Source organism: Micromonospora lupini str. Lupac 08 (assembly GCF_000297395.2).
Lineage (GTDB): Bacteria > Actinomycetota > Actinomycetes > Mycobacteriales > Micromonosporaceae > Micromonospora > Micromonospora lupini.
Map to the genome: position 1 here is coordinate 2,991,092 of NZ_HF570108.1, position 12,371 is coordinate 3,003,462.

Annotated in this window: 11 protein-coding genes; all 11 read left to right on the plus strand. The window is 72.8% G+C overall.

The window, feature by feature from the left end; genetic code table 11:
- Positions 1 to 454 precede the first annotated feature (454 nt).
- The 11 genes from MILUP08_RS14795 (at position 455) to MILUP08_RS14845 (ending at position 12,335) form a co-directional block, all read left to right on the plus strand.
- The gene (locus MILUP08_RS14795) at positions 455 to 1,753 is read left to right on the plus strand and encodes an anthranilate synthase component I family protein (RefSeq protein ID WP_237747075.1); all 1,299 of its coding nucleotides are present in this window, start codon (positions 455 to 457) and stop codon (positions 1,751 to 1,753) included.
- A complete protein-coding gene (locus tag MILUP08_RS14800) occupies positions 1,750 to 2,343 on the plus strand; it encodes an anthranilate synthase component II (protein WP_007458999.1) in 594 nt (197 codons plus the stop codon). Before MILUP08_RS14795 ends, MILUP08_RS14800 begins: the two co-directional genes overlap by 4 nt.
- Positions 2,340 to 3,050, plus strand: coding sequence for an SDR family NAD(P)-dependent oxidoreductase (locus tag MILUP08_RS14805; RefSeq protein WP_007459000.1), 711 nt, complete (start codon positions 2,340 to 2,342; stop codon positions 3,048 to 3,050). Before MILUP08_RS14800 ends, MILUP08_RS14805 begins: the two co-directional genes overlap by 4 nt.
- A 64-nt stretch (positions 3,051 to 3,114) precedes the next feature.
- Positions 3,115 to 4,539, plus strand: coding sequence for a phenylacetate--CoA ligase family protein (locus tag MILUP08_RS14810; RefSeq protein ID WP_007459001.1), 1,425 nt, complete (start codon positions 3,115 to 3,117; stop codon positions 4,537 to 4,539).
- Positions 4,523 to 5,173 carry a hypothetical protein gene (locus tag MILUP08_RS14815; protein ID WP_007459002.1) on the plus strand — a complete coding sequence of 217 codons (651 nt, stop codon included), beginning with the start codon at positions 4,523 to 4,525 and terminating at the stop codon, positions 5,171 to 5,173. Before MILUP08_RS14810 ends, MILUP08_RS14815 begins: the two co-directional genes overlap by 17 nt.
- A gap of 84 nt (positions 5,174 to 5,257) precedes the next feature.
- Positions 5,258 to 6,496 carry an amidohydrolase family protein gene (locus MILUP08_RS14820; protein ID WP_237747076.1) on the plus strand — a complete coding sequence of 413 codons (1,239 nt, stop codon included), beginning with the start codon at positions 5,258 to 5,260 and terminating at the stop codon, positions 6,494 to 6,496.
- The gene (locus tag MILUP08_RS14825) at positions 6,496 to 7,785 is read left to right on the plus strand and encodes an MFS transporter (RefSeq protein ID WP_007459004.1); all 1,290 of its coding nucleotides are present in this window, start codon (positions 6,496 to 6,498) and stop codon (positions 7,783 to 7,785) included. The genes MILUP08_RS14820 and MILUP08_RS14825 overlap by 1 nt, the downstream gene beginning before the upstream one ends.
- Positions 7,782 to 8,561: a B3/B4 domain-containing protein gene (locus tag MILUP08_RS14830; RefSeq protein ID WP_007459005.1), complete on the plus strand. Its 780-nt coding sequence runs from the start codon at positions 7,782 to 7,784 to the stop codon at positions 8,559 to 8,561. The genes MILUP08_RS14825 and MILUP08_RS14830 overlap by 4 nt, the downstream gene beginning before the upstream one ends.
- The gene (locus MILUP08_RS14835; protein ID WP_007459006.1) at positions 8,558 to 9,784 is read left to right on the plus strand and encodes an ATP-grasp domain-containing protein; all 1,227 of its coding nucleotides are present in this window, start codon (positions 8,558 to 8,560) and stop codon (positions 9,782 to 9,784) included. The genes MILUP08_RS14830 and MILUP08_RS14835 overlap by 4 nt, the downstream gene beginning before the upstream one ends.
- The gene (locus tag MILUP08_RS14840) at positions 9,784 to 11,004 is read left to right on the plus strand and encodes an MFS transporter (RefSeq protein ID WP_007459007.1); all 1,221 of its coding nucleotides are present in this window, start codon (positions 9,784 to 9,786) and stop codon (positions 11,002 to 11,004) included. Before MILUP08_RS14835 ends, MILUP08_RS14840 begins: the two co-directional genes overlap by 1 nt.
- A gap of 26 nt (positions 11,005 to 11,030) precedes the next feature.
- A complete protein-coding gene (locus tag MILUP08_RS14845) occupies positions 11,031 to 12,335 on the plus strand; it encodes a TrpB-like pyridoxal phosphate-dependent enzyme (RefSeq protein ID WP_007459008.1) in 1,305 nt (434 codons plus the stop codon).
- The last annotated feature ends 36 nt before the right edge of the window (positions 12,336 to 12,371 follow it).

The following is a 12,371-nucleotide window of genomic DNA, read 5'->3' on the forward strand; positions in this document are numbered from 1 at the left end:
TGGCCGGGCGCGCAACCACTCACTGACCGGCGAATCAGGGCGTACGTTCCGAGATTGTCCAATGCGGACGTCCCCACTGCCGGCGTCCGAGTGGTCGTGCGAGTCCTTTCGTCTGGGGGGAAGGGTCCGACCTGCCGCGTCGTCGGCGGGGTCAGCGCCAACGGTGGCGCGGAAATCGGGCTGTTCAGAGGGGGTTCCGCAAGTGTCCCTATTGTCAACCGAGCCCGTCACGTGGCCCATCCGGTCGCATTCGGCGGCTGCGGCACATACACCATTGGTCGACTCAATTCCGATAGAGGTGACATCTGTCACACTGCCGTCGGTCGATCCATTGTCGCTCTATACGGCACTCGCGGAAAGTTGCGCCGACAACGATCTGTATCTCTTCGAAAGTCTCGACGGTCCTGCGCAGGACCGCCATGCCGCGGCGGTCGGCTGGGGTCTCCTCGCCGAGGTGCGGTTCATCGCCGACCGGCTGGAGCTGACCGCCGACGGTCCGCTCGCCGACGCCCTGGCAGCCGTGCTCACCGCCGTCCTGGGCGAGCCGGTCCGGCGCCGCGGCACCCAGCGGGTCTGGCCGGTCGCCGGGCCGCCCGAGGTGTGGGCCGCCGTCCGCGCCGTGCAGCGGGCGTTCGCGGTGCGCACGACAGTCCCCGCCGACAGCTTCGCCTTCGGTTTCCTCACCACCCTGGCGTACGAGGCCGCGCGGGACATGGACGAGCTCTCCGTCGACCGGGTGGTCGACGACATCCCCCGCTGCACCCTCGCACTGTTCCGGCACACCGTCTGGTGGGACCTGCGCTCCGGCACGGTCCGGCAGCTCTCCGCCAGCGGCCCGCACCTGCCCGGGGAGGGCGGTGTGCCCAGGTTGCCGGAGTTGCCCGTCGATCATCCGGAGGTCCCGGCCGCCCCGCCGCCCCGCCTCGTCCGGGACACCGTCGACGAGGAGACGTTCGCCGCCCGGGTGAAGCAGTGCCTGCGGCACATCGAGGTCGGCGACAGCTACCAGATCCAGATCGGCCACCGGATCGACGTGGAGACCACGCTCACGCCGTTGGAGGTCTACCGACGGCTGCGCCACCGCAACCCGTCGCCGTACATGTACCTGACCCCGTGGGCCGGCCGGACCGTCATCGGGGCGAGCCCGGAGCTGTTCCTGCGCATCGAACAGGGCCGGCTGTCGATGCGGCCGATCGCCGGCACCGCGCCCCGGGCCGCCGATCCGGAGACCGACCGCCGGCGGGTGGCCGAGCTGGCGGCCAGCGAGAAGGAACGCGCCGAGCACGTCATGCTCGTCGACCTGTGCCGCAACGACATCGGCCGGGTCTGCGTGCCCGGCACGCTCAGCGTCGACGCCATGTTCGACGTCGAGCCGTTCGCGTACGTGCACCACCTCGTCTCCACCGTCTCCGGTCAGCTCGCCGACGACGCCGACGTGTGGGCGGCGATCTGCGCCACCTTCCCGGCCGGCACCATGACCGGCGCGCCGAAGCTGCGGGCCATGGAGATCATCGACGGCTTGGAGGACGAGCCCCGGGGCGTCTACGCGGGCGCGGTCGGGCTGGTGGACGTCCGCGGATACGCGGTGTTGGCGCTCTGCATCCGCACCGCCGTGCACGACGGCGAGCGCTACCGCACCCAGGCGTCCGCCGGAGTGGTGGCCGACTCCACACCCGGCGACGAGTGGCGGGAGACGCTGGCCAAGATGAGCGCCACCTACTGGGCCCTGACCGGTGCGGAGCTGCTGTCGTGAAGGTCCTGCTCGTCGACGCGTACGACAGTTTCACCCACATCATCGACCAGTACCTGCGCACGCTCGGCGCGCGGACCGTGGTGGTCCGCTCCCGGACGCGGACCAGCGACCAGCTCGCGGCCCTGCGACCGGACGCGGTGGTGCTCGGCCCCGGGCCGGGTCATCCCGCCGAGTCCGGGCACGTGGAGCTGGTGCGCGCCTTCGCCGGCGAGGTCCCGCTGCTCGGCGTCTGCCTCGGTCATCAGGCCATCGGCCTCGCCTACGGCGGGACGGTAGCGGTCGCCAAGCACCTGATGCACGGCAAGACAAGCGTCGTCACGCACGACGGCCGGGGGGTCTTCGACGGCGCGCCCGCCCCGCTCACCGTCACCCGCTACCACTCGCTCATCGTCGCGGATCCGGCGCCGCTGGCCCTGCACGTCACCGCGCGGTCGTCCGACGACGGCTACGTGATGGGCGTACGACACCGGGCCCTCGCGGTCGAGGGGGTGCAGTTCCACCCGGAGAGCGTGCTCACCGAGGACGGGCTGCGCCTCTTCGACAACTTCCTGCGCAGCGCGTCGACGGCGCTGACGGCGGGATCGTCATGACCGACGGATCGGCACCCCTGGCCGTGGTCACCGGCGCGGCGGGCGGCATCGGTCGGGCCGTGACGGCGGCCCTGACCGCATCCGGGCACCGGGTGCTCGGCGTGGACGTCGACCCGGCCGGCGACCCGGAGGCGTACGCCTCGCTGGTCGCCGACGTGGCCGTGCCCGAGCAGGTGGAGCAGCTCTTCGCGGGGATCCGCGAGCGGTACGGCCTGCCCACGGTTCTGGTGAACAACGCCGGCATCTACCACGCCCGGGCCTTCCTCGACTACGACCCGAAGACGTACGCGCAGGTGTTCGACGTCAACGTGGGGGCGGCGTTCTTCTGCACGCAGGCGTTCGCCCGCGCCCTGATCAGCGCCGGCCGGCCGGGCACGGTGGTGAACGTCGCCTCGATCAGCGGGCAGTCCGGCAGCCCGGACGCGGCGTACGGGGCGTCGAAGGGTGCGTGCATCGCGCTCACCCACAGCCTCGGCCGGGCGCTCGCCGAGCACCGCATCCGGGTCAACGCGGTCGCTCCCGGCCTCGTCGACACCCCGATGGCCGCCCGGATTCCGGCGCGGCGTCGAGACGACTACCGGGCCCGGATCCCCGTCGGCCGGTTCGGCACGCCGGCCGAGGTCGCCGCTGCCGTCGCCTGGCTCGCCGACCCGGCCAGCAGCTACGTCACCGCCACCGTGGTGGACGTCAACGGCGGCCTGCACTGACGTCGCGTCACCGCCCGCGTGCCGATCGCACCGCAGCGGCTCACCCCTGGAGAGGATCCCGACCATGTGGCTTCCGACCACCGGACCGGCGGCCGACTTCGCCGTCGACTACCTGGCCCTGCACAAGTCCTTCTACGACCGCACGCTCGCTCCCGCCGACCTGGACGCCTGGCGGGAACGCCAACTGCGGACGGTGCTCGACCAGGTGACCACCGGCTCGCCGTTCTACGCCCGGCACCTGGCCGACGTCGACCTCGCCACGATCACTCCGGCGACCCTCGACCGGCTGCCCTTCACGACGAAGACGCACCTGCGCGAGGAGATGCTCGACGTGCTCAGCCGGCCGCTGGCCGACGGGGTCTTCTTCTACGAGACGACAGGCACGACGGGCCGCGCGACCCCGTGCCCCCGCGACGGCCGGGAGGTGGTGGCCAGCAACGCCCACGTCACCGAGTCCTGGGCGTCGATCTTTCGCCACCACTTCGGCGACCACCCGCCGCGAATCGGGCTGATGGGCCCGACCGAGGTGCACTCGTTCGGCGACACCCTCGGTGACATCGCCCGCAACGTCGGCTCGCTCAACGCGAAGATCTGGCCGTACTCGCCGGTCATCGGCTTCGCCAAGGCGTTGCAGCTCATGAAGGACCTGGAGTTGGAGGTCGTCTGCTGCACGCCGGGCGTGGCGATGATGCTCGCCAAGGCGGCCGAGCACTACGGCTACCGGCTGCGCGAGGACTTCGCCGTCAAGCTGCTCTTCGTCACCGGCGAGATGTGCACCCCGGCGCTGGCCCGCAACCTGGAGTCCGTCTGGGGCGCGGACGTCTACAACATCCTGTACGGCTCGCAGGAGGCGTTCGTCATCGCCACCGCCTGCCGCAACAAGCGGATGCACCTCTCCCAGACCAACTACCTGATCGAGGTGGTGGACCCGGAGACCGGCGAGTCGCACGGCCCGCGCGGCAGCGGGGAACTCACCGTCACCATGCTCATCGACGGGGTGAAGCCGCTCGTTCGCTACCGCACCGGCGACGCGGTGATCGTCGAGGCGTCCGACTGCGACTGCGAGATGGCCGGCGACCTCGTGCAGATCGTCGGCCGCACCCTGGACCGCATCGAGCTGGGCGGGCGACGCTTCACCGCCGGCCAGATCGAGACGGCGGTCCTGTCCGGGGTCACCGGCTCGGGCGGCTACCAGGTGGTGATCGACCACGACCCGGCCGCCGGCGGTGACCGGCTGACCGTCCGACTGGAACTGCTCAAGGAACTGGTCGACGACCCCGCCGGGGTGACCGACGGCGTCCGGGAGCGGGCCGCCGCCGCGCTCGGCGTGCCCGTCGACGTGGAGGTGACCGACGGACTCGACCCGATCGTCAGCACCGGCGCCTTCGTGAGCTGGAAGGCCGCCCGGATCGTCGACCGGCGGGTCGAGGCCGACCACGAGACCCAGGTGGCGCAGCGGATGGCGGGCAACCGTGGCTACACCACCTGAGACCGTCGCCGACGAGCGGGTGCCGGCGCTGCCCGGGCCGCTCGCCGAGGCGTACGGGCGGCGCTGGCGCAGCGTCGTGGACGGCTGGGCGAGCCGGCCCGGCACCACCCTTGCCACGCTCGGCCCACCTGGAACATCCAGCCACCTGACCGCGGTGTTCCTCGCCGAGCGGCACGGGCTGCGCGTCGAGCTGTCCGACACCTTCGACGCGGTCCTCGCGGCGCTTGTGGACCGGCGGGTCGACCAGGCCCTCGTGCCGAGCGCCTACCAGGGGCTCACCCGCTTCCACTGGCACCGGGACCTGCGGCTGGAGGCCTACTTCGCCCAGGCCACCCCGGAGTACGGCATCGCCGCGCACCCGCACCGCGAGCCGGACCTGTCCGGCGGACAGCTCGCCGTGGCCGCCCTCTGGGAGGTCCGGCGGATCTTCACCGACCTCGCGCCACCGGCCCTGCGGGACCGGGAGGTGCGGTGGGTAGACGCCGACTCCACCCAGCACGCCGCCGAGATCGTCGCCGCCGGCGGCGCCGACCTCGCCGTGACAAACGCGCCCGGGGTCGACGGCCACGGCCTGCGGTGGGTGGCCCACCGCCCGGGCGCCGAGATCGTGTGGACCCTGTTCGGCCGCCGCTGAGACCAGACACCGAGAGAACCGGAGAGACACCTCGTGTCCCGACGAACGCTGCTGCACCGCGCCACGGTCCAGGAAGGACTGGGAGTGGCCTCCCGACCGCACCACAGTGTGCTGCTCGACGGCGAGCGCATCGTGGCCGTCCTGCCCGAGGCGCAGGCGCCCCTGCACGACCCCGGCACCGACGTCCTGGACCTCGACGGCCGGACCGTCATGCCGGGGATGACGCTCGGCCACACCCACATCGCGTACCTGAACGTGCTCGACGGCCGGGAGATGCTCTTCAAGTACACGATCCCGGAGGTCACCCTCGGCGCCGCCGCCAACGCGGCGGCGATGCTGCGGCTGGGCTACACCGCCTTCGTCGGCGCCGGCTCCGTGTCCGGCATCGACATGGCGCTGCGCCGGGCGATCGACGCCGGAGCGCTGCCCGGCCCGCGCATCACCCCGTGCAGCCGGGACCTGATGGTGTCCGGCCCGCCGGAGCGCCGCAACCCGGCGGTCAAGCAACGCATCCCGAGCGACCTGATGCGGCTGGCCGACACCCCGGAAGAACTGATCGAGTACGTCGACACCGAGGTCAAACAGGGCGCGGAGATCATCAAGGTCTTCTCCACCGGCGACGACACGTTCCCCAACGGGCGCTCCCACGAGCTGCTGTTCACCGCCGAGGAGTTGGTGATCGCGGCGCGGGCGGCACACGAGCGGGGGGTCCGCATCCGGGCCCACTCGCGCGGGCTGGGCGGCATCCGCAACGCCATCGCCGCCGGGGTCGACGTGATCGACCACGCCACGTACGCCGACGACGCGGCCCTGGAGGCGATCGCCGAGCGGGGCATCTTCGTGGTGCCGAGCCTGCACCAGCCGTACCGGCTGCTCACCACCGGCACGCGGCACGGCAAGACCCCGGAGTACCTGGAGACGCTCGAGTTCCAGGCCGAGGTGGAGAACACCCTGCGCATCCTGCCGCTGATGGTCGACATGGGCATCCCCATCGTGGCCGGCGACGACTTCGGCTTCGCGTGGACCCCACACGGCCGGTACGCCGAGGAGCTGGAGACGTACGTGACCATGGCCGGTATTCCCGCCCCGGTGGTGCTGACCTGGGCCACGGCCAACGGCGCGCGACTGGCCGGGCGCGGCGACGACGCGGGCACGGTCCAGCCGGGCCGGCTGGCCGACCTGGTGGTCACCGACGGCGACCCCGCCGAGGACATCACGGTGCTGGGCCGGCCGGAGGCGATCGAGCTGGTGCTGCTGGGCGGCCGGGTGGTCGCCGGGGACGCCGCCCGCTACCGCGCCGGGCAGCCGGCGGGGGTGGCGTGATGCGGCGCTCCGTGCCCGTCGTCCCGCTGCTCGCCGTCGGGGCGTTCGCCATCGGTACCGACACCTTCGTCGTCGCGGGGGTGCTCCCCGAGGTGGCCCGCACGCTACGGGTGAGCGTCGCCTCGGCCGGCTGGGTGAGCACCGTCTTCGCCCTCGCGTACGCCCTCGCCGCCCCGGTGCTCGGCGCGCTGACCGGCCGGGTTCCGCGACGTACCGTGCTGGTGATCTCGCTTGTCGGGTTCACAGTGGGCAACGTCGCCTCCGCGCTCGCGCCCGACCTGCCGCTGCTGCTGCTGGCCCGGGTCCTCACGGCGGTCAGCGCCGCGCTCTACGTCCCCGCCGCCACCGCGTCGGCGGCCGCCTCGGCGCCACCCGAGCGGCGTGGCCGGGCCATGGCGGTGGTGCTCGGCGGCCTCTCCGCGGCCACCGTGGTCGGGGTGCCGTTCGGCACCTGGCTCGCCGCCGACCTCCAGTGGCGGGCCACCTTCTGGCTGCTCGCCGCCCTCGGCGCCGCCTGCGCGCTGGCGGTGCTTGTCGGCCTGCCGAGGCTGGCGCTGCCGCCCGGGCCGTCGCTTGCCGCCCGGCTCGCCCCGGCGCGCCAGAGCCGCGTCGGGTTGGCGGTGCTCACCACCGCCCTGTTCATGACCGGCGGCTACCTCGCTCTGACGTACGTCGGGGCGCTGCTCGCGCCGGCCACCGACGGCGACGGAACCCTGCTCGCGGTGCTGCTGCTGGTCTTCGGTGTGCCGGCGGTCGCCGGGACGGTGCTCGGCGGGCGGGCCACCGACCGCTGGGGTGGCCTGCCGGTGCTGGTGGTCGCGATCACCGGGCTCGCCCTGGTGCTCGTCACGCTGCCGCTGACCCGCCAGGCGCTGCTGCCGGCCGCGCTGGCCATGGCCGCCTGGGGCGTCACCGCGATGGCCACGCAGCCGGCCCAGCAGCACCGGCTCTTCAGTGTCGCGCCGACCTCCGGGCCGCTGCTGCTGTCCCTCAACTCCTCGGCCACGTTCGTGGGCATCGCCCTCGGCGGCTTCCTCGGCAACCGGCTGCTGCGCCACGGCGGCGCGGACGCCCTCGACCTGCTCGGGCCGGTCGGCGCCGCACTCTGCGTGCTGGCGGTGGGCACCACGCTGCTCGGCGCGCGGGCCCGCGCCGACAGTCGCGACGACCCGCCGGCGACCGCCGGATTGGCCTCACCGGATCACCCCGGATTGGCCACACCCGGTGGTCGTGGCGCTGCGTACGGTCGGACCGACAATCGGACCCGAACCTCACGAGGATCACGATGACCCAGCTCAGCGACGGTGCGGACACCCTCACCGTCCGCATCGACGACCGGGTGCTGACCGCAGTGCCGGACTACGTCCTCGGCGTGCTCGCCGTGTCGGCGGTCGAGGTCGCCCCGGCGCCGCCCACCGTGTCGGCGCTGCTGACCGCCGCCGAGGACGCGCTGCACGCGGCCGGCCTGGACAAGGCGGGGGTGGCCGGGTTGCCGGGCATCGCCGCGTGGCGGGAGGCGTACCGGACGGTCGGGGTGAACCCGAACCGGTTCCCCTGCGCCGCCGAGTCGATCGCCCGGCGGGTCGCCAAGGGCGACCGGCTGCCCCGGATCAACGCCCTGGTCGACCTCTGCAACGCCGTCTCGCTCGACGCGGCGCTGCCGGTGGCCTCGTGCGCGGTCGACGGCATCACCGACCTCGTCGTCCGACCGGCCGACGGCACCGAGACGTTCCTGCCACTGGGCGTGCCGGAGGCGCCGGAGCGACCCGAACCGGGCGAGGTCGTCTACGCCGACGCCGACGGGCGGGCCCACTCCCGACGCTGGAACTGGCGGCAGGGGCACCTGGTCCGCACCGAGGCCGGCCGGCACCGGCTGCTGCTCACCGTCGAGTCGGCCCACCCCGGCGGCCGGGCGGAGGTCGCGGCCGCGCTGGCCCGGCTCGCCGCCGCCCTCGACGACCTGTCCGACGGCACGCGGCAGGAGGCCGTGCTCGACGGCGCGGCGACGAGCGCCGTCCTGCACATCGCAGGCCCGGTCGGCAGCGACAGTGGGAGCCGTTCGTGAACCGCGCGATCCTGGTCATCTACCGGCCGGCGGCCGGCCGGTACGCGGCCCAGTTCCGCAGCGTGGTCGCCGCCGCCGCCGAGCGGGGCGTGGCCACCGTGGCGCTGCTGCCGACCGGGCAGCCGGCCGCCGAGGCCGCCGGCCTGCCCTGCTACCACGCCGACCTCGACGACCGCGAGGCCGTCCGCTCGGTCGTCGCGACGATCCTCGCCGCGCATCCGGTGCAGCGCATCTTCCCGCTTTTCGAGGGTGACGTGCTGACCGCCGCGCACTGCCGCCGCGACCACGGCATCCAGGGGCTCGACCCGGAGGAGGCCCTGACCTTCCGGGACAAGAACGTGATGCACCGCCGGGCCGTCGAGCTGGGCGTGCCGGTGGCCCGCTCGTGCCGCCCCGAGACGGTCGGGGCGGTCGCCGAGTTCGCCGCCGAGGTGGGCTGGCCGGTGGTGATCAAGCCGTACGCCGGCTGGGCCTGCGGCGACACCCACCGGGTGGACTCCGCCGAGGATCTGGCCCGGGTGTGGCCGTTGATCGCCGACGACCGGCACGACTACCGGGTGGAGGAGTACGTCCGGGGCGCCGAGTACCACGTCGACTCCCTGCTGCGCGACGGCGAGGTCGTCTTCGAGCAGCTCTCCCGCTACACGTACTCCGTCCTGGAGTTCCGCGACGAGCCCGGCGGCACGGTCTCCCGCAAGCACGACCTGACCACGGCGGAGCGGCGCATCCTGGCCGCCAGCGCCACCGTGCTGCGCGGCTTCGGGATGCGTACCGGCGTGGCGCACGTGGAGTTCTTCCTCCGCGACGACGGCGAGGTGGTCTTCGGCGAGGCGGCCGCACGGGCCGGCGGCGGCTCGATCGTCCCCGCCATCCAGGCCGGCCGGGGGATCAACCTGGCGGGGGAGTGGTGCCGCCTGGAACTGGACCCGGAGCACGTGCCGGCGGCCACCCTCGGCCCGGAGATCGGCACCGAATACCTGTGCTCCGACCGGTACGGCCGGATCACCGCGATCACCACTGCCGACGAGCTGCGGGCGCTGGACGCGGTGCGCGACGCGGACGTGTGGAAGGCCGTCGGGGACGTGCTCGCCGTGCCGACCGCCTCCAACGACGTGCTCGGCTGGTACGTCTGCGAGGGCCGGGACTTCGACGACGTCCGCGCCCGGTTCAAGGTCATCCGGGACTCCTTCGAGGTGCGTACCGAGCCGGTGGGGCAGCAGTGATGTGGCTGACCCGGTTCCGTGCCCTGCCGCGCCCGCTGCGGATGCTTGTCTACGCCTCCTTCATCAACCGGGCCGGCATGTTCGTCTTCCCGCTGCTCGCGGTCTACCTCGTGCAGAGCCGGCACCTCAGCACCGGCGAGGCGGGCGTGCTGATCTCCGTCGGCAGCACCGGCCTGCTCGCCGGCAGCCTGCTCAGCGGCCCGGTCTGCGCCCGCGCCGGCCGACGCGCGGCGCTGGTGTCGAGCCTGCTGCTCAACGCGGCCGGTTACCTGGGTCTCGCCCTGGTCGACGGTCCCACCTGGACGTACGCGGTGCTGCTCTTCGTCGCGCTGGTCGGGATGGGGATGTTCTCCCCGGCGGCGAACACGCTCATCGCCGACCTGACCGAGCCCGGTGAGCGGCCCTTCGCGTACACGGTCAGCTATCTCGCCAACAACCTCGGCATGGGGGTCGGCCCGCTGCTCGGCGGGTTCGCGGCGGCCTTCTCCTACCAGCTGATGTTCGCCGGGAACATCCTGCTCGGCCTGCTCGCGGCGGTCACCATCCGGCTCTTCGTGCCGGCGGACACCAGGCGTGCCCCGACGGCGTCGACGACCGCGAGCACCGGGCGGGCCGGGCTACTGCGCGACATCGACGTGGCGGTGCTGGTGCTCGTCTCGTTCTGCTACGTCGCGCCGCTCATCGGCCTGGAGTACACGCTGCCCCTCGCGGTCACCACGGTGCTGCACTCGTCGGTGGCGCTGGTCGGCGCGGTCTACACCATCAACAGCGTCGTCGTGGTCAGCGCGAGCCTGCTGATCGAGAAGCGGATCAAGGCGTACTCGACGCGGGTCCTGCTGATCGTGGCGGGCCTGCTCTGGTCGACCGGGATGGCCGTCCTGGTGTTCGCGTTCTCGCTGCCCGCCGTGCTGCTCTCCACAGTGGTCTGGACCCTCGGCGAGATCATCGCGTCGGTGGTGGTGCCCACCTACATCGCCGATCACGTGGCGGAGCACCGGGTCAGCGGCTTCATGGCCCTGAACGCCTTCGTGCTCAGCTCCGCCCGGCTCGTCGTGCCGATGGGTCTCGGCTTCGTCTGGCAGACCCAGGGACACCACCCCGTCCTCCTGCTGCTCCTGCTGACCCCGGTGGTCGGCATGGTCGCGTTCGCAGTGCTGCGGATCCGACCGGCCGTCCGGCCCGCGCCGGCACTCGCCGAACCGGCCACCGCCAGTCCCTGACACCCCACCCCGCATCGGAAGAGGCCATGACCGCGACGAAGTTCGTGCTGCCCGAGAGTGACATCCCGACGACCTGGTACAACGTGGTTCCCGACCTGCCCAAGGGACTGCCCCCGATGCTGCACCCCGGCACCCGGGAGCCCATCACCGCGGCGGACCTCGAACCGCTCTTCGCCACCGGCATGATCGAGCAGGAGTTCACCACCGAGCGGGACGTGGACATTCCCGGGCCGGTGCTCGACATCTACCGGCAGTGGCGGCCCAGCCCGCTCGTGCGCGCCCGTCGCCTGGAGCAGGCCCTGGACACGCCGGCCCGGATCTACTTCAAGTACGAGGGGGTCAGCCCGGCCGGCAGCCACAAGCCGAACACCGCCGTGCCGCAGGCGTACTACAGCAAGCTCGACGGCGTGCAGCGGCTGACCACCGAGACCGGCGCCGGCCAGTGGGGCAGTTCGCTCTCGATGGCCTGCGCGTACTTCGGCCTCGACTGCGAGGTCTTCATGGTGCGGATCAGCTACGACCAGAAGCCGTACCGGCGAGGGCTGATGGAGACGTTCGGCGCGTCGGTCACCGCGAGCCCGAGCGACCGTACCGAGGCGGGCCGCGCGGCCCTCGCCGCCGACCCGGACTCCACCGGAAGTCTCGGCCTGGCCATCTCCGAGGCGGTGGAGGCGGCGATGTCCAGCGGCGGCGCCGCCAAGTACGCCCTCGGCTCGGTGCTCAACCTGGTGCTGATGCACCAGACGATCATCGGGCAGGAGGCGCTGCTCCAGCTCGCGATGGCCGACGACTACCCCGACATCGTGGTCGGCGCGGCCGGCGGTGGCTCCAACTTCGCCGGGCTGGCCCTGCCCTTCGTGCGACGCCAGTTGGGCGGCGGGCCGACGGTGCGGTTCATCGCGGCGGAACCGGCCTCCTGCCCGTCGCTGACCCAGGGCACCTACGACTACGACTTCGGCGACACCGCCGGGCTCACGCCGCTGGCCAAGATGCACACCCTGGGCCACGACTTCCACCCGCCGGCGATCCACGCCGGTGGGCTGCGCTACCACGGCATGGCGCCGATCGTCAGCGCGCTGCGGGACATCGACCTCATCGAGGCGCGGGCGGTGCCGCAGACCGCCTGCTTCGAGGCGGGCGTGCTGTTCGCCCGCAGCGAGGGGATCGTGCCGGCGCCGGAGTCCACCCACGCCGTCCGGGTGGCGGTGGACGAGGCGCTGCGCTGCCGGGAGACGGGCGAGTCGAAGGCGATCGTCTTCTCCCTGTCCGGGCACGGCCACTTCGACATGCAGGCCTACATCGACTACTTCGCCGGAAAACTGACGGACTGACCTCGCCGGGGGTGGGCGCCGCCGCGGCGTCCACCC

Coding starts and splice junctions, on each gene's coding strand:
- MILUP08_RS14805 (WP_007459000.1), top strand. CDS start 2,340: ATGACCGACGGATCGGCACCCCTGGCCGTGGTCACCGGCGCGGCGGGC.
- MILUP08_RS14810 (WP_007459001.1), top strand. CDS start 3,115: ATGTGGCTTCCGACCACCGGACCGGCGGCCGACTTCGCCGTCGACTAC.
- MILUP08_RS14825 (WP_007459004.1), top strand. CDS start 6,496: ATGCGGCGCTCCGTGCCCGTCGTCCCGCTGCTCGCCGTCGGGGCGTTC.
- MILUP08_RS14830 (WP_007459005.1), top strand. CDS start 7,782: ATGACCCAGCTCAGCGACGGTGCGGACACCCTCACCGTCCGCATCGAC.
- MILUP08_RS14840 (WP_007459007.1), top strand. CDS start 9,784: ATGTGGCTGACCCGGTTCCGTGCCCTGCCGCGCCCGCTGCGGATGCTT.
- MILUP08_RS14845 (WP_007459008.1), top strand. CDS start 11,031: ATGACCGCGACGAAGTTCGTGCTGCCCGAGAGTGACATCCCGACGACC.